The sequence below is a fragment of the uncultured Clostridium sp. genome (assembly GCF_963527835.1).
Classification (GTDB): domain Bacteria; phylum Bacillota; class Clostridia; order Clostridiales; family Clostridiaceae; genus Clostridium.
In genome coordinates this window covers 41,519-66,988 of the sequence record NZ_CAURTC010000010.1, presented here as the reverse complement: position 1 = coordinate 66,988, position 25,470 = coordinate 41,519, and the positions used below count along the sequence as shown (strand labels likewise).

At 27.9% G+C, this 25,470-nt stretch carries 19 protein-coding genes, 1 riboswitch and 1 other annotated feature; of the genes, 16 read left to right on the top strand and 3 right to left on the bottom strand.

Annotation, left to right across the window (positions count from 1 at the left end; all coding sequences use genetic code 11):
• Positions 1-341: 341 nt before the first annotated feature.
• Positions 342-554 carry a (2Fe-2S)-binding protein gene (locus tag RYM86_RS07480; RefSeq protein ID WP_315079194.1) on the bottom strand — a complete coding sequence of 71 codons (213 nt, stop codon included), beginning with the start codon at positions 552-554 and terminating at the stop codon, positions 342-344.
• Between the two features lie 338 nt (positions 555-892).
• Between RYM86_RS07480 and RYM86_RS07475 the strand changes: the two genes are divergently transcribed.
• From RYM86_RS07475 to RYM86_RS07430, 10 genes are all read left to right on the top strand, one after another.
• A complete protein-coding gene (locus RYM86_RS07475; protein WP_315079193.1) occupies positions 893-1,576 on the top strand; it encodes a response regulator transcription factor in 684 nt (227 codons plus the stop codon).
• Between the two features lie 5 nt (positions 1,577-1,581).
• Positions 1,582-2,853, top strand: coding sequence for a HAMP domain-containing sensor histidine kinase (locus RYM86_RS07470; protein ID WP_315079191.1), 1,272 nt, complete (start codon positions 1,582-1,584; stop codon positions 2,851-2,853).
• Positions 2,854-3,155: 302 nt separating this feature from the next.
• Complete coding sequence (locus RYM86_RS07465; RefSeq protein WP_315079189.1) at positions 3,156-3,842, top strand: polyphosphate polymerase domain-containing protein; 687 nt, start codon at positions 3,156-3,158, stop codon at positions 3,840-3,842.
• 33 nt (positions 3,843-3,875) lie between these two features.
• Positions 3,876-4,565, top strand: a complete 690-nt coding sequence (locus RYM86_RS07460; RefSeq protein ID WP_315079188.1) for a DUF4956 domain-containing protein — start codon at positions 3,876-3,878, stop codon at positions 4,563-4,565.
• Between the two features lie 413 nt (positions 4,566-4,978).
• Positions 4,979-7,153 carry a CotH kinase family protein gene (locus RYM86_RS07455; protein ID WP_315079185.1) on the top strand — a complete coding sequence of 725 codons (2,175 nt, stop codon included), beginning with the start codon at positions 4,979-4,981 and terminating at the stop codon, positions 7,151-7,153.
• A 310-nt stretch (positions 7,154-7,463) separates the two neighbouring features.
• The gene (locus RYM86_RS07450) at positions 7,464-9,443 is read left to right on the top strand and encodes a 5'-nucleotidase C-terminal domain-containing protein (RefSeq protein ID WP_315079183.1); all 1,980 of its coding nucleotides are present in this window, start codon (positions 7,464-7,466) and stop codon (positions 9,441-9,443) included.
• A 488-nt stretch (positions 9,444-9,931) separates the two neighbouring features.
• Positions 9,932-10,169 (top strand) — a binding site (T-box leader).
• Between the two features lie 72 nt (positions 10,170-10,241).
• Positions 10,242-13,352 carry an isoleucine--tRNA ligase gene (ileS, locus tag RYM86_RS07445; RefSeq protein ID WP_315079180.1) on the top strand — a complete coding sequence of 1,037 codons (3,111 nt, stop codon included), beginning with the start codon at positions 10,242-10,244 and terminating at the stop codon, positions 13,350-13,352.
• A gap of 106 nt (positions 13,353-13,458) precedes the next feature.
• Positions 13,459-14,457 (top strand): LacI family DNA-binding transcriptional regulator, encoded by a 999-nt coding sequence (locus RYM86_RS07440; RefSeq protein ID WP_315079179.1) that lies wholly within the window; start codon positions 13,459-13,461, stop codon positions 14,455-14,457.
• A 286-nt stretch (positions 14,458-14,743) separates the two neighbouring features.
• Positions 14,744-15,169, top strand: coding sequence for a viral A-type inclusion protein (locus RYM86_RS07435; protein ID WP_315079177.1), 426 nt, complete (start codon positions 14,744-14,746; stop codon positions 15,167-15,169).
• A gap of 124 nt (positions 15,170-15,293) precedes the next feature.
• Positions 15,294-16,673 carry an MATE family efflux transporter gene (locus tag RYM86_RS07430; RefSeq protein ID WP_315079174.1) on the top strand — a complete coding sequence of 460 codons (1,380 nt, stop codon included), beginning with the start codon at positions 15,294-15,296 and terminating at the stop codon, positions 16,671-16,673.
• A gap of 51 nt (positions 16,674-16,724) precedes the next feature.
• Here RYM86_RS07430 and RYM86_RS07425 read toward each other — a convergent pair whose 3' ends face one another.
• Positions 16,725-16,910: a hypothetical protein gene (locus RYM86_RS07425; RefSeq protein WP_003373625.1), complete on the bottom strand. Its 186-nt coding sequence runs from the start codon at positions 16,908-16,910 to the stop codon at positions 16,725-16,727.
• Between the two features lie 109 nt (positions 16,911-17,019).
• On the opposite strand from RYM86_RS07425, the gene RYM86_RS07420 reads away from it, so the two are divergent.
• The 6 genes from RYM86_RS07420 to RYM86_RS07395 all read left to right on the top strand — a co-directional run bounded on the left by RYM86_RS07420 (position 17,020) and on the right by RYM86_RS07395 (position 24,945).
• Positions 17,020-17,595, top strand: coding sequence for a nucleoside recognition domain-containing protein (locus RYM86_RS07420; protein WP_315079166.1), 576 nt, complete (start codon positions 17,020-17,022; stop codon positions 17,593-17,595).
• A 15-nt stretch (positions 17,596-17,610) separates the two neighbouring features.
• Positions 17,611-18,138: a nucleoside recognition domain-containing protein gene (locus RYM86_RS07415; RefSeq protein ID WP_315079163.1), complete on the top strand. Its 528-nt coding sequence runs from the start codon at positions 17,611-17,613 to the stop codon at positions 18,136-18,138.
• A 103-nt stretch (positions 18,139-18,241) separates the two neighbouring features.
• Complete coding sequence (locus RYM86_RS07410; protein WP_315079161.1) at positions 18,242-18,574, top strand: phasin family protein; 333 nt, start codon at positions 18,242-18,244, stop codon at positions 18,572-18,574.
• A 188-nt stretch (positions 18,575-18,762) separates the two neighbouring features.
• Complete coding sequence (locus RYM86_RS07405; protein ID WP_315079160.1) at positions 18,763-20,373, top strand: AarF/UbiB family protein; 1,611 nt, start codon at positions 18,763-18,765, stop codon at positions 20,371-20,373.
• Between the two features lie 172 nt (positions 20,374-20,545).
• Positions 20,546-20,720, top strand: a riboswitch (Lysine riboswitch).
• A 303-nt stretch (positions 20,721-21,023) separates the two neighbouring features.
• The gene (locus tag RYM86_RS07400) at positions 21,024-22,742 is read left to right on the top strand and encodes a Na+/H+ antiporter NhaC family protein (RefSeq protein ID WP_315079157.1); all 1,719 of its coding nucleotides are present in this window, start codon (positions 21,024-21,026) and stop codon (positions 22,740-22,742) included.
• A gap of 427 nt (positions 22,743-23,169) precedes the next feature.
• Positions 23,170-24,945, top strand: a complete 1,776-nt coding sequence (locus tag RYM86_RS07395; RefSeq protein ID WP_315079223.1) for an aminopeptidase P family protein — start codon at positions 23,170-23,172, stop codon at positions 24,943-24,945.
• A gap of 67 nt (positions 24,946-25,012) precedes the next feature.
• Here RYM86_RS07395 and RYM86_RS07390 read toward each other — a convergent pair whose 3' ends face one another.
• Positions 25,013-25,444, bottom strand: coding sequence for an FUSC family protein (locus RYM86_RS07390; RefSeq protein WP_315079155.1), 432 nt, complete (start codon positions 25,442-25,444; stop codon positions 25,013-25,015).
• Positions 25,445-25,470 lie beyond the last annotated feature (26 nt).

The following is a 25,470-nucleotide window of genomic DNA, read 5'->3' as shown; positions in this document are numbered from 1 at the left end:
GTATAGCATTGATATTATAGTATAAAGCTCGTGGACTGGGGGCTTAAAAGGAAACTCGACTCCTATATAGTCGCTGAGTAAGTTCGAGAAACAAAATATAAAATTTTGACTCTCACTTAAGAACACTAAAATATATATTAATCTAATTAATGCATGTTCCCAATGAAATATTGTACTATGTGAAAGTTCGTGTTACCAAATATAAAATTTGGACATTCACTTTTGACAAGCAATTAATTCAACAATTTTATATTGAGAGCAAGCTAAAATGGGACTATACTCATTTTAGTATTCCTAAGTTCAATTACTCAGTCCAGCTTTGCTTATGCATATATCAACATCTACTTATTTAGTTCCTTTATTAAATCATTTATTTTTTCTGAACATTTTCTTCCTTTGCAACATCCTGATCCTGCACCAGTTGCTTTTTGAACTTCTTCGTAAGTTGAAGCACCATTTACTATAGCTTCTTTAATTTTTGCTCTAGTTATACTTTTACAAGTGCAAGTCTTTGTTATTTTATCTAAAATATCTTTATTTAAATTGTTATCCATATATATTTTCTCCTTATATGCTTTAAATTCTTATTTATTAAATTAAAACATCTTAATTAAAATGAGTCAATATTAAATAATAATTATTATCCATAATGCCAATAAATGATAACTAGATATTTTACTATAATTTATAAAAATATCTAGTTAAGTAAGTATTAAGAAAACTAATATATAATTTAAATAAAATATTATATATTATATCTAAGTTGTAAAAATATTAATAAGTATTTTAATTAGGATTTATATATTTTTGATAAGTATTTAAACTAGAATATAAATATAATTTTAAACATTAGGGCCTAGGCTTAATTAAAAAATAAAAATGGGGTGAATTTATGATAAGTATATTATTAGTAGAGGACAATATAGAAATAAGTAATAATATAGTAGAGTATTTTGGAAATGAATTTGATATCAAACCTGTGTACGATGGTTCAGATGCTATTCAATATTTAAATACCTATAGTTATGATATTGTTATTTTAGATTTAATGTTACCAGAAGTTGATGGAATGAGTGTATTAAGCTATATGTCTAAAAAAACATTAAATACTGGAGTAATTATATTAACAGCAAAAGAAGAACTTGGAGATAAGCTAAAAGCTTTTAATTTAGGTGCAAATGACTATTTAACTAAGCCATTCTTTATGGAAGAATTAAAAGCTAGAATAATTGCAATTCTTAAAAGTATGGGTAAGATAAAGAAATCTAATATACTTGAATTTAAAAATATGCAAATTGATATGAAAATTAAGAAGGTTTATATAAATAATGGAGAATTAGAATTAAATGAAAAGTTATATAAGCTTTTAGAGTACTTAGTTATAAATAAGGGAGTATTATTATTTAAGGAGCAAATATTTGATAATATATGTGGATATAATAGTGATGCAGCCACTGAAATAATAGAAGTTTATATCAGTAGATTAAGAAAACAACTTTCGAAATATAGTTATGATAAATATTTAGTAACTAAACGTGGAATGGGATATTTATTAGATGAAAGTATTGGAGATTGATTTTGATGAAAAAAGATATATTCTTATCTACTAAAAGAAGAATTACTGCTATAAGTATAGGAATAGTTTTATTGTGTTTAATTATATTTGCATTAATAACTCAAGCTTTTTATAAATCTAAATTATTAGACAATGTCGATCGCCAACTGATTGACCAGAAAAAAATATTTTTAGGTGAAGAAATAATTAGAATTGATAGAGATGAAAAAGAAAAACATTATAATTTTGATATGATACCTGACGGGAAACCTATAAAAATTCCACCAAATTTAATTTTAATATCATATAACAATGATATATTTGAAAGCATGAGCAATACTTTGTATTTTAGTGAGGATAATTTACCAACACTACCAAATGATTCTAATGAAAAAATGGTTAACTTTCAATATAATGGGTATAACTTTCGAGGAATTACTGTAACTAATGGTGAAAGAAAAATTCAGGTTATTGCTAATATTGATGTTGAAATTCACTCAATAAATAGATTAAGAAATTCTATTTTCTTTAGTTTAGTTATATTAATAATAATTTCTAGTGCTTTGGCGGCATATCTTGCTTCAAAGGTTATAAAACCTGTTAAAAAAGCTTATGAAAAGCAAATTTATTTTGTTCAGGATGCTTCTCATGAAATGAGGACACCAGTAGCAGTAATTAAAGGTAAAGTAGAATTGTTAGCTCATTCACCGGATGATACTATTGATGATCATTTTGAACATATATCAAAGATGATGAGCGAAATTAGGGGATTAGAAAAGCTTAATAATGATTTGCTATTATTATCAAAAGAAGATTTAGAATTAAGTTTAAACATAACAAGCTTTAGTTTAGATAAATTTATTGATGAAATAAGTGAATTTTATATTGATTTAGCAGAAATTAAAGATCGAGATTTTGAGATTATTAAGTCACAAAATGATGTTATAGTATCATGGGAATCTGACAAAATAAAAAGAGCTATTATTATATTACTTGAAAATGCATTTAAGTATACAAAAGAAGGTGACTCTATAAAATTAATTGTTGAAGACTTAGCTAAAAACATAAAAGTAACAGTTAAGGATGATGGAATAGGTATTAAAGAAGAAGATCAAAATCGTATATTTGATAGATTCTATAGAAGTAAAGAAGTTAGAGGAAAGAATATTTCTGGAACAGGTATAGGACTGAGTTTATTAAAATCTATTACTAAGAATTTTGGGATTAAACTAAAAGTAAATTCTAAATATGGAGAAGGGTCTGAATTTATATTAAGCATTCCTAAAATTATAAAATAGTTTAGGTATGTTTTAACAGGATGTTTATGTATGCCACTTTGTCTATGCCATATATAAACACGTATTTAAAATAGAATTAGATTAGTAAAAGCAATTATTTGGTTTTCATATATAAAACTAAATGGTTGCTTTTTTATTATTTGTAAAATTATGTTGTTGAAAACTTGTAGATAACTCAAATTATAAACTAGATGAAGTTTATCTTGTTTAGAGATTAATTTTAATAAAATTAATTATCGTTAAGCTAACATTAAGACTGATTGTATAAAATCTAAATTGTAAGATAGATTGGAGGTGAACATATGGAAGAAAAAAAGTTTAGACATGAATTAAAGCATTATATAAATTTTTCAGATTACTTAGCAATAAAAAGTAGGATAAGAAGTGTTATGCATATAGATAAAAATGCTAATAAAGATAATGAATATAGAATAAGAAGTTTATATTTTGATAATGCCTATGACAAGGTATTAATGGAGAAGGTTATTGGGTTAAGTAAAAGAGATAAATTTCGTATAAGATTTTACAATGATAATCATGAATTTATAAGACTAGAAAAAAAGTCGAAAATAAGAGGTTTATGCTTAAAAGATAGTACTCGCATTAGCAAAGAGGAATGTGAAAAGATTATAAATGGTGATATAGAATTCTTAAAGTATTCAAATGATAAATTGTTTGTTGATTTATATGCTCAGATAAAAGGTCAATTATTACGGCCTAAGACAATAGTTGACTACACTAGAGAAGCATATATATATCCAATTGGAAATGTGCGTATAACATTTGATAAGTCAGTTAGAACAGGAGTACAAAGTAAGAATTTATTTGATAATGATCTACCAACTATAGAAACAATAGATAACAAGCATATTGTATTAGAAGTCAAATTTGATGAATTTTTACCACAGGTAATTCAAGATATTATACAAGTAAATGAACGTAGGCCGACTTCTATATCAAAGTATGAAGCTGCCAGAATATATGGATAATAAAATTTTGAAAAGATCAAAGGAGGAATATTAATGACACAAACAACCACTAATTTTAATGACATTTTTAAATCAAGTTTTGCAGAAAAATTAACACAAGTATCTTTTTTAGATATGTTTATAGCATTAGCATTAGCTTTTGTAATAGGACTATTCATAATGCAGGTTTACAAAAAAACATTTAAAGGGGTAATGTATTCTGAAAGTTTTGCAATTTCCCTTTTAGCACTTAGTTTAATTACAACGTTAATTATATTAGCAGTAACATCTAATGTAGTATTATCACTTGGTATGGTTGGTGCTTTATCTATAGTTCGTTTTAGAAGTGCAATAAAAGAACCAATTGATATAGCATTTTTATTCTGGTCAATAAGTGTAGGTATAGTAATTGGTGCAGGTTTAATTCCATTAGCTATTTTAGGATCAATATTTATAGGAATAGTTATGATTTTATTTGTTAATAAGAAGACTTCAAACAATCCATATATATTAGTAATTAATTGTGAAGATGATGATTCAGAAAATACTGCATTAAGAGTGCTTTCAAAAAATGTAGACAAGTATAATGTTAAATCAAAAACAATTTCACCAGTGAATGGGATTGAAATGACAGTAGAAATAGGACTTAAAAAGAAATCAACCGATTTTGTAAATAGTATATCTAAATTAGAAGGAATATCTAATGTAGTATTAGTTAGTTACAATGGAGACTACATGTCATAAGTGAGACTCCGAATTTTACATTTGGCAAGTCAAACTTACTCAGGGAACGAATGTGAGTCGAGTTTCAGATAAAAAATGACTCCAAAAGTAAGTGTCCAAATTTTCACACAGTGCATTTTATATTTGGTAAGTCGAACTTATTTAGGGAAAGAATATGAATCGGATTTCAGATAAAAAATGACTCAAAAATAAACTTATTTAATAAAAAAGACTATGTTTTAAATAGGTGTTGATATATGTAACTTCACTTAAGGATATGTAAACACACTGCTAAAACATAACGAATAAAAAAACACCCAGCGAGCGTATGCTAGTTGGGTTTACTTTTAGAGTTAGCTTTGTTTAAAGATATGAACATTTATTTAAAGTAAAGCTTTGGGATTAGATAATATTAGGATAGAGGTGATGTATGAGTGATTAAAGAAAAGTATAAATGGTATATTTCTATAACTAGCATGATTGTAGCTGTAATACTTATTTTTTCATTAGTAGTTAATAATAAAGGAATAGAAAAATCAAGCATTGCTCAAAAGACATTATCAACTGTTTTGGATGAGGATAGTATCACCAATATAGACATTGATATAAATGAGAGTGATTGGAATTGGTTAATAGAAAATGCTATTAATGAAGAATTTCGTAGTTGTAATATAACTATTAATGGAGAAACATTTTATAATGTAGGAATAAGACCAAAGGGAAATACAAGTCTTACATCAGTAGCATCTGACGATACTACTGATAGGTATAGTTTTAAAATTAAATTTGATAAATATGTAGATGGGCAAACTTATCATGGACTTGAAAGTATTGTACTTAATAATATAATTCAAGACAGCACCTATATGAAAGAGTATATTACTTATGATTTATATGAATCTTTAGGCGTTGCAACTCCAGAAATGTCTTATAGTAATATAACTGTGAATAATGAAAACTGGGGATTATATTTAGCAATAGAAGTTATAGATGAAAGGTATTTAGAAAATAACTTTGGAACTAATGAAGGAAATTTATATAAACCAGAAACTATGGGAGTAAATAATGCAGGTGGAAATGGTGGTGGTAATCAAGGAGGAAATCCACCAAATGGAGGAGAAAGACCAACAGGTCCACCTCCAGATATGGAAAATAATCAAGACAATATGACTATGCCATCACAAGGCATGGAACAAAACACAAATGCTAAAGATACAGAAAATGCTCAACAAAATTTAGAAAATATGCCTCAAATGCAAGGTATGCAAATGCCAGAAGCACAAGAAAATATTAGTACAAATGTTGAACGGAATGTTTCACAAGAAGTTAATACAGTAAATGAGAAAATTAAAGAAAATGCATCAAATAATGAAAATATTAATAATGAAATGCCACAAATGGGTGGTGGAAAGATGGGTGGAAGAGCTGTTGAAGGTGCTGATTTTGTTTATATAGATGATAATATTAGCAGTTATTCAATAGTAAGAGAAAGCGCGGTACTTAAAAGAACAACAGATACTGATTTTAAAAAAGTAATAAATATGTTTAAGAACCTTAATGATGGAACCAATTTAGAAGATGTACTTGACGTTGAAGAAGTACTGAAATATTTTGCAGTAAATACTTTTGTAATAAATTTAGATAGTTATTCAGGTGCGATGTATCATAACTATTATTTATATGAGAAAGATGGAAAATGTCACATACTACCTTGGGATTTAAATCTTTCATTTGGAGGATTTGGTGCAAGAGGTGGTAATGGTGGAGATCAAGGCAATGCTTCGGGTGGATCAAGTATAATAAACTTTCCAATTGATAATCCTGTCTCAGGAGACTTATCAAGTATGCCATTAATAGGTAAGCTGTTAGAAGTAGATGAATATAAAGAAATGTATCATACTTATTTAAAACAAATAGGAGATGAGTATTTCAATAGTGGCTATTATGAAAATTTAGTTAATAAGATAGATAATTTAATTAGTAGTTATGTTGAAAATGATCCAACAGCATTTTGTACATACGAGGAATATAAAGCTTCAATCCCTGAAATGATAAAATTCGGAGAAGACAGAACTAAAAGTGTATTAGCTCAATTAAATGGAGAACAACCATCAACAACTTATGGAACTATAGAATCAACAGTAAATATGACTGCCTTAGGTGATATGGGTGGTGGCAAAGGAATGCCAGGAAATAAGACAAATAATGCTACTCAAAATACTGAGCAAAAAGTTTCTGCTGAAATTACAAATAAAGATAATGTAGAGAATACGCAAGTTACTAATGAAAATATTAATAAAGAAGTGCCTAATGTGATAAACCAAGACAATACTAATGCAAATATTTCAAATGAAGATATGATGCAACAAAAGCAAGAAAATACTACTGAAGTTAATAATGAGAATCCAAATAATCAAGTTAATGAAACAGAAGTAAATACAAATAATAAAAGTAAATCTGCAGGAAATAATATGCACAGACCTGATTTTCAACAGAACGATAATAGTGAACAAAACAAAAAATATTTATTACTATTAGCTGGTTTAGTTATATTAAGTGGAGCATCGTTATTGTTTGTAAGCAAATTTAAGAGAAAAAAATTCAAATAGAATTTAAAAAATTTTACTTTTAAAATTATTAAAAGTATTAAAAGTATTATAAATAAATATCTAATTAGTTAAAGAGATGTTAATTCATCTCTTTTTTATTTAATTTTTTGCAATTTAAATTATATATTTATTAAGTAAACAAGCTATAAAATATTAAAAGATATATATATTAGATATAGAATTGTAAAGATTATCATAATTATGATATTGATTACATGAGTATGTCTTCTTTTATAAAAAACATTATGTTATAATTTTCTATATATAAAATATAAATGAATAAAATTTAAAATATGGGAGGATAAGTTTAATGTTTAGACGTTCTAAAAATAAAAAATTTTTATCATCAATAGTAGCATCCATGATGATATTTACTCTATTTATACCTATTACAGCAAATGCTGCGACTAAAAATGAAAGCGTTAACTTGCAAATTTTAACAACTACAGATACTCATGGTAGATTTTTACCATACGATTATGCTGTAAATGTTGCTGATAATTCTGGTAGTCTTGCTCAAATATCAACTGCAGTTAAGGAGTTAAGAGCTAAAAATCCTAATACAATACTTGTTGATGCAGGAGATAGTTTACAAGATAATTCACAAGCTTTATTTATAAACGATTCAAGTAATCCAATGATAGAGGCTATGAATAAAATAGGATATGATACTTTTACTTTAGGAAATCATGAATTTAATTATGGCATGCCAACTTTAAAAAATATAATTAAACAAGTTAAAGGTACTGTATTATGCGGAAATGTATATGATACTGACGGCAAAACAAGAATTGCAGCACCTTATACAATAGTTGAAAAAGGTGGAGTTAAGGTAGGAATAATAGGTATGGTAACACCTAATATTACTAAATGGGACTCAGTTAATTTAAAGGGATATAAGGTTACTAATCCAGTTGAAGAAACTAAGGCTGCAATTGCAGAACTTAAAAAGAAAAATGTAGACACAATAATTGCTGTTGATCATATTGGAGAAACTCAAGAATATGGTACAGAAGGATCAAGTGCTATTGAAATATTAGAACAATGTCCAGAAATAACAGCTTTTGTAGCAGCACATTTCCATGTAAAAATAACTAATGATTATTATTATAATCATAAGATATATTCTTTAAATCCTAAAGACAATAAAGTTACTACAGTGATAAAAGATGGAACAATAGGACAAGCAACTGTAGCAGATTATGATAAAGCAAAAGCTAATGGAACAGTAATAGTTGAAGCTTCTAAATGGGCTAAAGCTATTGGACAAATTAATATTAACTTAACTAAAGATTCTAAAGGTAAATATGTAGTTGCAGATAAATCAAAGGATATAACTACAGGTTTTTATGAAATGGCTCCTAAAAATGGAACACCTGTTAAACCTGATGAAGAGATTGTAAAATCATTAGAAAGTTATAATAAGAGAGCAATTGATGATGCAAATACATTAATTGGTGAATTAAAGGGTGGTAATTTAACACCAGCAAATGAAGTTAAAGGAATAGATCAAGCTAAAATAGAGCCTACTCCAATGCTTAGCTTAATAAATGAAGTTCAAATGTATTATGGAGAAAAGGTAGCAAATCATAAAATAGACGTTTCATCTGCAGCAGTATTTAAAGATGGACAAAACATAGTAGAAGGTCCTATAAAGAAATGTGACACTGCTAATATATATAAGTTTGATAACACATTATATGCACTTAAAATAACAGGAAGTCAACTTAAAAAGTATATGGAATGGTCTTTTGCTTATTATAATAAATATAACCCTGGAGATTTAACAGTTTCATTTAATCCCAATACACCAGGATATAATTTTGATATGTTTGCTGGATTAAAATACAACGTAGATATATCAAAGGATGCTGGAAACAGAATAGTTAATTTAACTAAAATAGATGGAAGCAAAATAAATGATTCAGATGAACTTTATTTAACAGTTAATAATTATAGAGGGGCAACTCAATTATTAACTCCTGGAGTTATCTTTAAAGAAGGTGAACAACTTCCAACACTTGTAGGAAAATCAGAAGAAACTGCAGGATTAGGTGAAGGAAGAATAAGAGATTTAATTGGACAATATATCAAAGATGTTAAAGGTGGAACTATAACTCCTAAATGTGATAATAACTGGAGTATTATAGGTAACAATTGGGATAAAGAACAAAGAAAAACAGCAATCAAATGCATCAATAATGGAACCGTAACTTTAGATGGAGTTGCAGAAGAACAAACATCTTCTAATTCAAAATCTGTAACTTGGGATGAGGTAAAAGGCAAATAAGAGAGTAAACTTTAATTACTAAATTATATAGATAAATAATTTAAAACATGTAAAGTCATAGGGAATAAATTAAAGTATCTCTATGACTTTACTTGTTTTTAAATATATAATTTTAGAGGTAATAATAATCGCATTTTTATGACTTGTTTGGACTATCCAATTACAGTATTTGTAATGGTTATTTTAATTTTTAAAAATAAAGCGCAAATCAAGATTAAAAGTATGAAATAGGAAAAAATGTGAATAATAATAATATGCATAAACCGAATTCTCAACATATAAATAATTGTTTAGATAATAAAAATTACTTAATATTAATATGCGGATTAGTCATGTTAAACGTAATATTTTTAGTGTTTATAAATAAATTCAAAAGAAATAAAGTATAAAATTGTAAAAATATCAATAATTAATTTAAATATTTACAATAACTTTAAGACCATGAATTGACATTTAAAAATTGTTAATATATAATGTTACAATAAAAAGAAAAGACTTGGATTAGGAAAAGTAACTTAGACTTAACTTTTAGAGAATAGCTGGTTGGTGCAAAGCTATAGGGAAGCTAAGGGAAGATCACCTAGGAGTTGGAAACTGAAAGGCGTTTATGCTTATTAAGTTGTCACGTGGCCTGCGTTAAAGGATAGAGTATGTATGTACTTGAACTAAACACTATTTATAAAGTGTTAGCCTTAGGTGGTTTGCGATTTTAACTTCGTCCTGTGGGATGGGGTTTTTTTTATATTAAATTTAAGAAGTAATAATAAAAGAGTACTGACTATGAAAGGGGAAAACAGAATGTATAAAAAGGTTGATTCTTCAAAAGGTTTTGTAAATATGGAACATGATGTAGCAACACTTTGGAATGAAAAAGACATTATAAAAAAGAGCTTTGACTCAAATCAAGACGGTGAATATTTTACTTTTTATGATGGCCCTCCAACAGCAAACGGAAAGCCACATGTTGGTCATATCTTAACAAGAGTTATGAAAGATATAATCCCAAGATATAAGGTTATGAAGGGTTATAAAGTAGTAAGAAAAGCAGGTTGGGATACTCATGGTCTTCCAGTTGAACTTGAAATAGAAAAGAAACTTGGTATTTCAGGAAAAGAACAAATAGAAGAATATGGTGTAGAAAAGTTTGTTAAAGAATGTAAAGAAAGCGTATTTACATATGTTAGCATGTGGGAAAAGATGACTGAACAAATTGGTTATTGGGTTGATATGGAACATCCATATGTAACTTACCACAATCCATATATTGAATCAGTATGGTGGGCTTTAAAACAAATGTGGGATAAAGAACTTTTATATGAAGGACATAAAGTAATGCCTTACTGCCCAAGATGTGGAACAGCTCTTTCATCTCATGAAGTTGCTCAAGGATATAAAGATGTTAAGGACTTAACTGCTATTGCTAAGTTCAAAGTAGAAGGAGAAGAAAACAAGTTTATATTAGCTTGGACAACAACTCCATGGACATTACCATCAAACTTAGCTCTTTGTATAAATAAAGCTTACACATATATAGAAGCAAAAGTGGAAGAAGAAGTTTATGTATTAGCTAAGGATTTAGCTGATAAAGTTCTTGGAGAAGATTATGAAATAATAAAAGAATTTAAGGGAACAGAACTTCTTGGAACTAAATATGAACAATTAATGCCTTTTGGTAACGTTGAAGGAAAAGCCTTTGAAGTGATTCATGGTGACTACGTAACGTTAACAGATGGTACTGGTATAGTTCATATGGCACCTGCTTATGGTGAAGATGATAGTTTAGTATGTAAAGCTAATGGAATAGCTTTTATCAATTTAGTTGATAAAGAAGGTAAATTCGTAGAAGAAGTTACTCCATGGGCAGGTAAATTTGTTAAGAAGTGTGATGAAAGTATTTGTAAATGGCTTGAAGAAAATAATAAGTTATTTAAAACTGCAAGACACCTTCACTCATATCCACATTGTTGGAGATGTGATACACCACTTCTTTATTATCCAAAAGAAAGCTGGTTTGTAAGAATGACATCTCTAAGAGATAAACTTTTAGAGAATAATAACAAGATTAATTGGTGTCCAGATAACATAAGAACTGGAAGATTCGGAAAATTCCTAGAAAATGTTATTGATTGGGGTATTTCAAGAGATAGATACTGGGGAACTCCACTTCCAATTTGGGAATGTGAATGCGGACATAAGGAATGTATAGGAAGTATTGCAGAACTTAAGGAAAAGGGAATTAATGTACCAGAAGATATAGAACTTCATAAACCTTATATAGATAATGTACATTTAAAATGTGCTCATTGTGGTAAGGAAATGAAGAGAACTAAGGAAGTTATTGACTGTTGGTTTGATTCAGGATCAATGCCATTTGCTCAACTACACTATCCATTTGAAAACAAAGAATTATTTGAACAAAACTATCCAGCTCAATTTATATCAGAAGCTGTTGACCAAACAAGAGGTTGGTTCTATACATTACTAGCAATTTCAACTGCTGTATTTGATAGAAACCCATTTGAAAACTGTATTGTTTTAGGTCACGTTCTTGATAAGAAGGGCTTAAAGATGTCAAAATCTAAGGGCAATGTTGTAGATCCTTTTGAAGTTTTATCTTCTCAAGGTGCAGATGCTACAAGATGGCATTTCTACACTGCAAGTGCTCCATGGCTTCCAACTAGATTCTCAACTGATGATGTAGGAGAATCTCAAAGAAAGTTCTTAAGTACTTTATGGAATGTATATTCATTCTATGTATTATATGCAGAGATAGATTCATTCAATCCATTAGAATATACTGACTTTAAGTCTGAAAATGTAATGGATAAATGGATAATGTCTAAGTTAAATACATTAATTAAAACTGTTGATGATAAGTTAAATTCTTATGATATAACTGCAGCTACATTAAGTATTGAAGAGTTTACTGATGAATTATCTAACTGGTATGTAAGAAGAAATAGATCTAGATACTGGACAGAAACTATTAATGATGACAAAATAGGAGCATATGTAACTTTATATAGAATTCTTGTTACTTTATCAAAGGTTGCAGCACCATTTGTACCATTTATAACAGAAGAAATTTATCAAAACTTAGTAATTAATTTAGATAATACAGCAGAAGAAAGTATTCACTTAACTAGTTGGCCACAAGTTGATGAAAGTGCTATAAACAAGGAATTAGAAAAAGAAATGGACTTAGCTTACACAATAGTTAAGCTTGGTAGAAGTGCTAGAAATGGTGCTAATATTAAGAATAGACAGCCACTTTCAGAAATTTTAGTTTCAGTAGCATCACTTCCTGAATATTATGGAGATATTATAACTAATGAGTTAAATATTAAGAAAATTAAATTTGGAGCAGATCTTTCAGAACATGTTAACTTTGAACTTAAGCCAAATTTACCTGTACTTGGTAGAGCTTATGGTAAGTTAATACCTGGAATTAGAAAAGAAATAGCTGCTAGAAACCAAATGGAATTAGCTCAAAAGATTAAGGGTGGAGACGTTGAAGTTATAAACGTTGATGGAACTGAAATTGAGTTGAATTCAGAAAGTATTCTTGTAACTATGCAAGGTTTAGAAGGATATGCTTTTGCTGGTGAAGGTGAAATTGGAGTTGTTCTTGATACTCATATCACAAATGAATTAAGAGAAGAAGGTCACGTAAGAGAAGTTATCTCTAAAATTCAAAACATGAGAAAAGATAAAGGCTTTGAAGTAGCAGATAAAATAAAACTTTATGTAGCTAATAATGAGTTATTATTAGGAATAATTAAAAAATTCTCAGAAACAATAAAGAAAGAAACTTTAACTTCCGATATTATTTATAATGAAATTTGTGATTATACACAAACTATTATAAATGGTGAAAACTTAGATATGACAGTTGAGGTTGTTAAGTAATAATACATTTAATGGGCTAGAATCTAAGTTACTACTTTTGACTCTAGCCTTTTATCAATAAATAGTAGTTTATATAATTACTTTAAAATATAAAGGAGGAATGGTTATGGCAGCTTCTATTAAGGACGTTGCAAGAGAAGCGGGAGTTTCGATAGCAACAGTTTCTAGAGTGTTAAACGATATTGATGTGGTTAATGAAGATACTAAGAAAAAAGTATTGGATGCAATAAAATTATTAGGATATAGACCTAATATAATAGCTAGAAGTTTAAAAACACAAAAAACAAAAACTATAGGGATACTATTACCTGATGTATCAAATCAACTTTACCCAGAAATAGTAAGAGGAGCCGAAGATGTTTCTAATATATATGATTATAATGTAATCTTATGTAATTCAGATTTAGATATAGAAAAAGAAAAAGAATATTTAAGGGTTCTAAAAGAAAAAATGGTAGATGGAGTACTTTATATGAGTAGCTCACTTCAAGGAGAAATTTTAGAATTAATAAATGAATTAAATCTAAAAACTGTACTTGTTGAAACTAAGGATAAAGAAAGTAGATTACCAAGTGTTACAATAGATAATATACAAGGATGCTATGATAGCACAAAGTATTTAATTAAAAAAGGCCTTAGAAACATTGCGTTTATAGGAACTGAAAAAAATCATATGAATGCTTGGGGAGATAGATACATAGGATATGAAAAAGCTCTTAAAGAAGAAGGTATTGCATTAGATCAAGACTTAGTATACTTAGATACTGTAAAAGTAAAAACAGGATATGAAGGTATTGATAATTTCATAGACAAAAATAAGAAGTTTGATGGAATAATATGTGCATCAGATGAAATTGCTATGGGAGCAATAAATAGATTAAGAGAAAAGGGATATGAAGTACCTAAAGATGTTAGTGTTATAGGATTTAATGATAACTATGCAGCTTCAATTTTCTATCCAAAGATAACAACTATTTCTCAACCAACTTATGATATGGGATCAGTTGCAATGAGAATGTTAATAAAAATATTAAATGATAAAGAGTTAGAAACAGCTCATTATGTACTAGAACATGAATTAATAGAAAGAGATAGTACAATTTAAATATGAAGTTATTGTAAATAAGATGCAATGAAAGTATTAGATTACTTTTATTGCAGCTTATTTTTTATATTTTAATACTAGAATGTTTATATATGCATAAGTAAAGTGGACTGAGTAATTGAAATTAGGAATAATAAAATGAGTATAGTCCAATTACAATGCCACTTGACCTATTGAATATATAAATCTATATTAAAAGAAATATATGTATTTAAAATTGGGCATTACATTTACATAATAAATAAGGATTTTAGAGATAAAATATATTTAAGGAGGAAGTGAACCGATGAAGAAAAAGATGCTTGTGTGCTTTTTAATAATAATAGCTATTGTATTGGCAGTAATATTTTTTGATAAAATAAATTCAAAAACTAAAGAGGAACAATTTAGTTATAAATTAGAATACGTGAAATCTCTTGAAGATATAGATAAATCATTACCAACAGTTATATTTTTCAAAGGATTAATAAATAAAGAAGAAAGCTTAGAATCTGAGATAATGTTAAAGGACTTGAAGGATGAAATTAATTTTAATTTAGTACATATAAGTTTAGATTATATAACTACTGATGAACAAAAAAATATTATAGATAAATATGATGTTACTGAGGTTCCAATGATAGTTGTAAGGGATAGTAATCAAAATGATATAGAAACATATCATCATATCACATATGAAAAACTTAAAGAATCAATTAATAACTTAAATTAAATGTTTACATTTGATTTAAATGAACATAATTAGTATTAAATTTTGAATTGTAAAATTTTTTGCTAGATGTTAAAATGATTAGTATTGTAATTATACGAATTACACAAAAAGAGGAGGAGTTTTATTGAACAATCAAAAGAGATTGGGAGAAATCGGAATAGGAAAATTACTATTAGAGTTTTCAATACCAGCAATTGTTGGAATGTTAGTAAATACTTTATATAATATAATTGATAGAATTTATATAGGCAATATTCCTGAAATAGGGAATTTAGCTATAACTGGCGTTGGAATAACGTTGCCACTTATGACAATAATTTTAGCATTTGGTATGCTAGTTGGAATAGGGACAGCTACGAGAATATCAATTAAATTGGGAGAACATGATAGAGATAGTGCTGAACATCATTTAGGAAATGCATTTACACTACTAATAATAATAAGTATATTATTAACGGCAATAGGATTAATTTTTATGCGTCCACTTCTAAGTATGTTTGGAGCTAGTGCTAACACTATTGGATATGCCATTGACTATATTAGAATAATATTTATTGGTACTATATTTAATATGCTTAGTTTTGGATTAAATCATTCTATAAGAAGTGATGGAAGTCCTAAAGTAGCCATGCTTTCAATGTTAATAGGTGCACTTACAAATATAATATTAGATCCTATATTTATATTTGTATTAGGACTTGGAGTAAAAGGTGGAGCAATTGCTACTGTAATTTCTCAAATGGTATCAGCTACTTGGATTTTATATTACTTTACTAAAGGAAAAAGTGTACTTAAAATAAAAAGAAAGTATTTAAGATTAAATAAAGAGATTGTTACTAGCATATTTTTAATTGGAATGAGTCCATTTAGTATGCAAATTGCACAATGTGCAGTACAAGTAATTTCTAATAATTCTCTTCAAAGATATGGTGGAGATGCAGCAATTGGAGCTATGACAATAATAAATAGTTTAGCTATGGTATTTTTAATGCCTATATTTGGATTGAATCAAGGTATGCAACCAATCGTAGGATATAATTTTGGAGCTAAAAAATATGATAGAACAAAAAAGACATTAAAATACACAGCCGTAGCAGCTACTGTAATAGTAACAATAGGATTTATAGTTGTGGAAGCAATACCTGAATTGCTAATTTCTATATTTAATAGAGATCCAGAACTTTTAAGAATTGGTGTTTCAGGAATGAGAATATTCTTAGTTATGTTACCTTTAATTGGAGCACAAATAGTTACAACAAACTATTTCCAATCAATAGGTAAGGTTAAAGTTTCAATGTTTTTAAGTTTGTTAAGACAAGTTATAATATTAATACCGCTACTAATAATAATTCCTAAATTTATGGGATTAACAGGAGTTTGGGTTGCTGGAGCAGCATCAGATTTTCTTTCAGCATTAATAACATTAACTGTATTCTTAATATATAATAATAAGTTAAAAAAAGATACAATTAAACAAACCAGTGCTCAAATAGTAGAAGCATAGATTTATATAAAACAATCCCACATCTTAATTTTAAGATGTGGGATTTTATTTTTATAGTATTCCTTCATTTTTTAAGATGTTTTCTAAATTTTGAACTGTTTCAGATAACAATATAAACTTTTCCTTTATTTGTTCTTTTGAATCAGCATTTTCACTAAGAGATTTTTCCATATCTTGTACAGTCTTTAGTGCGTTTTCTATATCTTGTTGTGCTATTTTTAAGTTTTCTTCCTTCATAAAGTTTCTCCTTTTAGCCAATTTATATTGAATACATATATCCTATCACTACTAAAAAATAAGTGCAAGGCATATATATGTAAAGAATAATTACATTTTGGAGGAGAATATGATTAATTATATTTGGTTTGCTATGATTTTTTTTGGGATTTTAGTTGGATTAGTAAGTGGTAATGGAGATATAATTTCTAAATCAATAGTTAATGCATCGGGTTCAACAGTTACTTTCATAATTGAGCTTACCGGAATAATGTGTTTTTGGTGTGGTGTTATGAAGGTGGCAGAAAAAAGTGGTTTAACAGAAAAAATATCTAAGTTATTAAAGCCCGTCTTAAAACTTATTTTTAAAGATGCAGCCAAGGATGAAAAAGCGTTAGGTGCTATAGTTATGAATCTTACAGCAAATATGATGGGTCTTTCTAATGCAGCAACACCTTTTGGGATTAAAGCTATGGAAGAAATGGATAGATTAAATGGTAAGAAGGAAAGTGCATCTAATGACATGGTGCTTTTTTTAGTTTTAAATGCAGCATGTATTCAAATAATACCTTCGACAATTATATCTATAAGAGCAGCATGCAATTCTGTTAATCCAGGTGTTATTATAATTCCTGCTTTAATATCTACAGCGACAGCAGCGACAGTAGGAATAATATGTGCAAAGATACTACAGAAATATTTTTAAGGGAGCTGATTATATATGCTGAATTATTTGAGTAAAAGTATAATTCCTATAATTTTTTTATTAATTATTAGTTATGGAATGATAGAAGGACGCAAGGTTTATGAATGGTTCATAGAGGGAGCTAAAGAAGGCTTAAATGTATGTTTAAGAATATTCCCAGCTTTATTGGCCATGATTATAGCAGTACAAATTTTTAAAGAATCTAATTTATTAGATGTTTTAAATAATTTGATTGCACCAATAGGAAATTTAATAGGATTGCCTAAAGAAATAATACCATTAATACTTATAAAGCCACTTTCAGGCAGTGGAGCTATTGGGGTATTTACAGATATAATAAAAAGTTTTGGAGCTGATACTAAAATAGGATTAATTTCTTCAGTTGTAATGGGCACAACAGAGACTATTTTTTATACTATCACAGTTTACTTTGGTGCTGTAAAAGTAAAGAAAATAAGACATACATTATGGGCAGCTATTTTTGCTGATTTAACAGCTATAATAATGGCGGTTTTCATGGTTAATTTATTCCTAATTAAATAAAATTTATTAATTAAACATATAATAAGATTTAATTAATATTAATTCCCATTAGTAAATTAATTTAATAGTATATATTAAACATATATTTTAGGAGATGATTTTTTTGATTAAAGAAGCAAAAAATTTATTTGTTGCTATGGTTGGCGCAACAACTATGACTTATGAAAAAGCTAATGAAATTGTAAGTACATTAGTTGAAAAAGGCAAAGTAACAATAGAAGAAGGCAAAGAACTTTCGGAAGAATTAAAAAGAGAAGTAAAAGAAAAAAAAGAAAATGTAAAATGCATGGCTAATGAAAAAATTAATGAAATTAAACCTATGACCAAAGATGATATCTATGATATACTTCAAGAATTTGATTTTATTACAAAAGAAGAATTTAATGAACTAAAAGATAGAATTAGTAATATAGAACAAAAATTACAAGATAAATAATATAGATAAAGGATCTGTTTTAAGATAGCATTAATTTTTTAGTATAAGGCTCATGGACAGAGGAATTTACTTTAAGAATTCTAAAAAGAAAATTCCAATGCCACTGCGTCCGTATACTAAAAAATCAATATATATTTAAAACACATCATTTCAAATAAGAAATTATTCTTCTAAGGAGGAGAAAACCTGTGGCTAAACAATCTTCAGAGAGATTTAAAAAAATAATAAAGGTTTTTGCAAGTTATGGTTTTGGATATGTATTTGACAGTAAACAAGTTGAATATAAGAAATCTCCTGCTAATTTAAGAAATGCATTTGAAGAACTTGGACCAACATTTATTAAGCTAGGACAAATATTGAGTACAAGACCAGATATACTTCCTAAGGAGTATATAGATGAACTAGTAAAACTACAAGATTCTGCTCCACAAGAAGATTTTAAGGTGATGAAATCTGTTCTAGAAAGCTCATTAAACATCTCCTTAGAAGAATATTTTGAATATGTTAATGTATTTCCGATAGCATCTGCATCTATAGCTCAAGTTTATGATGGCGTATTGAAAGATGGAAGAAATGTAGTTATAAAAATACAAAGGCCAGATATTTATGAAAATATGCATTTAGATATAGCTATCTTAATGAGAATATTTAAGTTTACAAAATCAAAAAGTACATTACCAATAGATCCGATAGAAGCTTTGAAAGAAATAAAAATAACAGCAGAAGAAGAGTTGGATTTTATTTTAGAAGGAAAAAATATTGAGAAATTTAGGATTAATAATAAAAATGTTTCACCTATTTATGCCCCTTATGTAGTAAAGGAATTATTAAGTGATAAGGTAATAGTACTAGAAAAGATAGATGGATTTAAAATAAATGATTTACAAAGAATTAAAGATGAGGGATATGATAATAAGGATATTGCAAAAAAATTAGCTTTATCTTATTGTAAACAAGTATTTAAAGATGGTTTCTTTCATGGAGATCCTCATCCAGGAAATTTATTGATAAACTGTGGTAAAATTTGTTTTATTGATTTTGGTATTGTAGGGCAATTGAATGATGGAACTAAAAAAACTTTAAATTCAATAATGCTAGCAATAGCAACCAAAGATAAAGAAAAACTTATAGAATATATATTATCAGTTTCAATAAAAAAAGGAAAAGTAAATAGAATGCATTTATATGATGGAGTATCATACATGTTTGATACATATCTAACTACATCAATAAAGAATATAAAAATATCTGTATTATTACAAGAGATATTTTATTTAACAAAGGAAAGTAATTTACAGTTGCCAAGAGAACTAGTATCACTAATAAGAGGCGTAGTAATATTAGAAGGTGTTATAGCAGAAATAGATCCAGAACTAGAGATTATAGATGTTGTAGTATCTTTTATAAAAGCAAAAAATAAGGATATAATATTTGATTTTCTTACAAGTGAAGAACTAATAGTATCACTATATTCATTTGGAAGGGATGGAATTAGGATACCCTCTAAAATATCAGAGTTATTAACTAAAATGTCTTTAGGAGAAGCTAAATTACAACTCATAGTACAAGATAAGAATTATATATTTCAGGAGCTAAATAAAATGGTAAATAGGATGATAACAGGGCTATTAATAGCATCATTAATTATAGGGTCATCTCTAGTAATAACTAAGAATGTAGGTCCTAAATATAATGGAGTATCATTAATTGGTGTTGTTGGCTACAGCATTTCAACTATTTTTGCATTAATACTTTTAATAAATATGATAAAATATTGGCGTTTTAATATGAAAAAATAATGCGTTGTTTTAAATAAATGTTTATATATGCAATAGGTAAAGTCCAATTACAAAGCTACTTTACCTATTGCATATATCAAAACTTTTCTAAAACAGAGCCAAAAACAAAAAATAATATTTGAAAAAATTTCAATATGCTGTATAATGAATTATAAGTAAAAAGTGAATATGCGAAAGAGGTAGAGGCGCAAAATTTAAAAGTATTATTACTGAGGTAAACACGATGACGTAATAAGAAAGGAAATTTTGCCGAAGCTTATAACTGATGTTTTAAGGTTATAAAGCTGGGATTATGCAGAATATGTATAAGACTGTCACAAATTAGTTTGTGGTGAGCTATCATTCATGAAGTTTTTAAAGTCTATTTTGACTATTTTTAAACCTTGAGTGTTAATCACTCGGGGTTTTTTTATTCTTTAGGAATTTATATTATTAAAAAATTTGTGGATAACTTTTAGAATACCGTGTTTTAAAGGTATGATGAGTATCCCTAAAGAATAAAAAATAATCATATGCCGCACCATTATTCCTGCACTGCGTTTGGAAAGGGTGCATGGCTAAAAAAATCGACGGCTCCAAAGTCGCCTTAGCGATTTTGTTCTTATAGCCAGCCTCTGCAGATGTTCACAAAACAAATGGGGGGAAATAAAATGAAAAAATTTAACAGGTATCATGTATTTTTATTAACGTTTATGATGTTTTTTATGACATCAACAATTGCTTTTGCTGAGGATATAGATCCATCAGTAATGAATTCAGCTAAGTTTGGATGGTTTACTATATTGCCACCACTTGTAGCTATAGTATTAGCATTTATAACTAAGGATGTTGTAATATCGTTGTTTATAGGGATTTTATCTGGATCATTTTTATTAAATTTATCTAGTGGAAATCCACTCTATGCACTTATTCAAGCATTTTTAGATTTTGTTCAAAGAGCATTAAATTCATTAGCAGATCCTTGGAATGCAGGAATAGTACTTCAAGTTATGGCTATTGGAGGAGTAATTAGTTTGGTTAGTAGAATGGGAGGAGCAAGAGCAATTGCTGAAGCATTAGCCAAAAAAGCTAAGAGTCCTGTTAGTGCACAAATAATTACTTGGTTACTTGGAATTTTTGTATTTTTTGATGATTATGCAAATTCATTAATAGTTGGACCAATAATGAAGCCCGTTGCAGATAAAATGAAAATTTCTAGAGAAAGATTAGCATTTATAATTGATGCAACAGCAGCTCCAGTAGCGGGAATTGCAATAATATCAACATGGATTGGTTTGGAATTAGGACTTATAAGAGATGGTTTTGCAAGTATAGGACAAGAAGTAGATGCATTTGGAGTATTCTTAAGTACAATTCCATATAGATTTTATAATATATTAATTTTAGCATTTGTTGTTGTAAGCTCACTTATGTTAAGAGAATTTGGTCCAATGAGAAAGGCAGAGCTTAGAGCAAGAAAAGGAGCTTCTTCAAATAAAGAAATAGCTTTAGATAAAGAAATGGAAGATGAAATTAAAGTAAAAGAGGGCGTGAAATTAAGTATTTGGAATGCGATTATTCCAATAGGTGCATTAATTATTTCAGCAATTGCAAGCTTTTATTATAGTGGATACACAACTATAATGGGTGGAGAAAATCAAACTTTAATAAATATTATGTCTAACTCACCAGCATCATTTGAAGCGATAAGAGAAGCTTTCGCAGCATCTGATGCAGCAGTAGCATTATTCCAGTCAGCATTATTTGCATCTATAGTAGCTATAGTGATGTCAGTATGTAAAAAAATATTTACACTATCAGAAGCTATAGATAATTGGATACATGGGATGAAAGGTCTTATAATAACAGGAGTTATTTTAATACTTGCATGGTCTTTAGGTTCAGTAATTAAAGATCTTGGTACAGCTGTATTTTTAGTAAGTAAGTTATCAAGTACAGTTCCAAGCTTTTTATTACCAAGTATAATATTTGTTTTAGGAGCAGTAATATCATTTGCAACAGGAACAGCTTATGGAACAATGGGAATTTTAATGCCTCTTGCAATCCCACTTTCATATTCAATTTCACCAGAAATGGGATATGTAGTTATGAGTGCTAGTGCAGTTCTTACAGGTGCCATATTTGGAGATCATTGTTCACCAATATCAGATACAACAATAATGTCTTCAATGGGAGCAGGATGTGATCATATAGATCACGTTAAAACTCAACTGCCTTATTCTTTATCAGTAGCAGGTATAACTATAGTATTTGGTTATATACCAGTAGGACTTGGATTATCAGTATGGGTAGTACTACCTATATCAATAATAGCAATAGTAGGATTAGTATATTTTGTGGGTAAACCAGTAGAAAATTGTGAAGAATAATATTCATAAAATTGTAATGAAAACAATGATATTTACAATAAATAATTTATTTAAATTGTGATATAATTAATAAGATACCAATAATAATTGGTATCTTATTTTTATTCTTTAGGAAATTATATTACTAAAGAATATGTGGATAACTTTTATAATACTGTATTTTAAAGATATTATGAGTACCACTAAAGAATAAAAATAATCATATGCCGCACAATTATTCCTGCACTGCGTTTGGAAAGGATACATGGCTAAAAAAAATCAACGGTTCAACAGTCGCCTTGGCGATTTTTTTATAAGTTGAAGTTTAAGTGCTTCATAAGAGTATAACGATTTCTGATTTATATATAGAATTAAACTATATATAAGGGAAGAAATTTATATATAAATAATATGGGTGAAATTATTTAAAAGAAAGGTAATGAATTATATGAGAACTTTTGAAAAAATACAAAAATTAAGAGAGATAATGAAAAAAGAAAATATAGATTATTATGTAGTTCCTAGTGGTGATTTTCACCAAAGTGAATATGTAGCTGAACACTTTAAATCAAGGGCATATATAACAGGATTTACTGGGTCAGCAGGAACTGCTCTAATAGGAAGAGAAAAAGGAATTCTTTGGACTGATGGTAGATATTTTATTCAAGCTGAACAACAATTAAAAGATTCAGGAATTGAATTATACAAAATGAGAATACCAGGATGGCCAACTTTACATGAATGGCTAATGGATAATATGAAATCTGGAGAAACAGTAAGTTTTGATGGAAGATTATTTTCTATAAATGAATACAAAGAATTTAAGAAAATAAAAGATAAAAAAGATATAAATATAGTGATGGATAAAGATTTAATACAAGAAATTTGGAGTGATAAACCAGAGTTACCTAAAGAGAAAGCTTTTTTACATGATATAAAATATTGTGGAAAATCAGCAAAAGAAAAGCTTGAACAAGTTAGAACAGAAATGAAAAAGATGGGTGCAGAATCTTATATAATATCTTCATTAGATGATATTGCGTGGCTTTATAATATAAGAGGAAATGATGTTAAAGACACCCCGGTTGTATTAGCTTATGCAGTAGTAAACGAAGAAAAGGCTACATTATATATAGATAAAAATAAACTATCGAATGAAGATGAGATAAAATTAAATAATCAAGGCATTAAAGTAGAAGAATATAACAAGATATTTGAAGATGTAAAAGATATAAAAAATAGTGTTATAGTAGATCCTAATAAAGTAAGTGGATATATATATACATTAATAAATGATAATGTAGAAGTAATAGAAGCGTTAAATATAACAACAGAATTGAAGGCTATAAAAAATAGCATTGAAATAGAAAATCTTAAAAAATGCCAAGTAAAAGATGGCGTAGCTATGGTTAAATTTTTAAAATGGCTTAAAGAAAATGTAGGTAAGGAAAATATAACAGAAGTTACTGTAGCTGATAAGTTATTAGAATTAAGAAGCAAAGGTGATCTTTTTGTAGAAGAAAGCTTTGGAACTATTGCTGGATATAAGGATCATGCTGCTATGATGCATTATTCAGCTACAAAAGAAAGTGCTTATGAATTAAAACCAGAAGGAATACTTTTAGTTGATTCTGGTGGACAATATTTAGATGGGACTACAGATATAACTAGAAGTTTTATCTTAGGAAAATTAACAGATGAAGAAAAGAAAGATTTTACTTTAGTTTTAAAATCTCATATAAATCTTATGAAAGCAAAATTTTTAAAAGAAACAACAGGTTCAAATTTAGATGTATTAGCAAGAACTATTTTATGGGATGAAGGTATGGATTATAAGTGTGGAACAGGACATGGCGTAGGATTCTTCTTAAGCGTTCATGAAGGACCACAGTCAATAAGACCTATTCCTAATAATATAGCTTTAGAGCCAGGAATGATATTAACAAATGAACCTGGAGTATATAAAGAAGGAAAGCATGGAATACGTACTGAAAATGTAATGTTAGTAGCTAATGACATTAAAAATGATGAAGGTGGCGAATTCTATAAGTTCGAAGTTATGTCATATTGTCCAATAGATTTGGAAGGTGTAGACAAATCATTATTAACAGAAATAGAAAGAAAATGGTTAAATAATTACCATGCAGAAACTTATTCTAAGTTAAGTCCTTATTTAAATGATGAAGAAAAGAACTTTCTTAAGAATGCAACTAGAGAAATATAAATTTAAATAGTTAAAAAAGAAACTATTAAGTGAATTTTAACTTAATAGTTTCTTTAATAATTAGATATTATTTTAAATTTTTCTCTTTTGGTGGATGCACAAATTTATTTATAACAACAGCAATTGTTATTCCGATAGTAGTATCAATACATCTCATAATTGCGTAGATATAAGATCCTGTTCCGGAATGATGATTTACCATAATACTTATAAATACGATACAACAAATAATTACTGATGCTGATTTGTTTAATAAAGTACACAAATATATGGAAAAAATTATTCCAATTCCAGTAACAATAGGAGTTATATTATATAGAAATGGGAAAGTTATGCTTAAAAATATAACTAAGAGTCCAATTAATCCACCTAAGAAAGTACCTATTAGTCTATTTTTACCCATTGTAAAAGAGTTTGAAACGGTATCTTTCATGCAAACTACAGAAGCGATACATGCATAGAATGAGTCTTGACGATGAAAAATTTGAAATATAAACATACACAAAGAAACAGCTAATGCAGTCT

Bases quoted from the DNA above. Each gene is read 5' to 3' on its own strand.
- RYM86_RS07475 (WP_315079193.1), top strand. From the start codon at position 893: ATGATAAGTATATTATTAGTAGAGGACAATATAGAAATAAGTAATAAT.
- RYM86_RS07400 (WP_315079157.1), top strand. From the start codon at position 21,024: ATGAAAAAATTTAACAGGTATCATGTATTTTTATTAACGTTTATGATG.
- RYM86_RS07465 (WP_315079189.1), top strand. From the start codon at position 3,156: ATGGAAGAAAAAAAGTTTAGACATGAATTAAAGCATTATATAAATTTT.
- RYM86_RS07480 (WP_315079194.1), bottom strand. From the start codon at position 554: ATGGATAACAATTTAAATAAAGATATTTTAGATAAAATAACAAAGACT.
- RYM86_RS07415 (WP_315079163.1), top strand. From the start codon at position 17,611: ATGCTGAATTATTTGAGTAAAAGTATAATTCCTATAATTTTTTTATTA.
- RYM86_RS07395 (WP_315079223.1), top strand. From the start codon at position 23,170: ATGAGAACTTTTGAAAAAATACAAAAATTAAGAGAGATAATGAAAAAA.
- RYM86_RS07390 (WP_315079155.1), bottom strand. From the start codon at position 25,444: ATGTTTATATTTCAAATTTTTCATCGTCAAGACTCATTCTATGCATGT.
- ileS (WP_315079180.1), top strand. From the start codon at position 10,242: ATGTATAAAAAGGTTGATTCTTCAAAAGGTTTTGTAAATATGGAACAT.
- RYM86_RS07450 (WP_315079183.1), top strand. From the start codon at position 7,464: ATGTTTAGACGTTCTAAAAATAAAAAATTTTTATCATCAATAGTAGCA.
- RYM86_RS07470 (WP_315079191.1), top strand. From the start codon at position 1,582: ATGAAAAAAGATATATTCTTATCTACTAAAAGAAGAATTACTGCTATA.
- RYM86_RS07420 (WP_315079166.1), top strand. From the start codon at position 17,020: ATGATTAATTATATTTGGTTTGCTATGATTTTTTTTGGGATTTTAGTT.
- RYM86_RS07460 (WP_315079188.1), top strand. From the start codon at position 3,876: ATGACACAAACAACCACTAATTTTAATGACATTTTTAAATCAAGTTTT.
- RYM86_RS07440 (WP_315079179.1), top strand. From the start codon at position 13,459: ATGGCAGCTTCTATTAAGGACGTTGCAAGAGAAGCGGGAGTTTCGATA.
- RYM86_RS07435 (WP_315079177.1), top strand. From the start codon at position 14,744: ATGAAGAAAAAGATGCTTGTGTGCTTTTTAATAATAATAGCTATTGTA.
- RYM86_RS07425 (WP_003373625.1), bottom strand. From the start codon at position 16,910: ATGAAGGAAGAAAACTTAAAAATAGCACAACAAGATATAGAAAACGCA.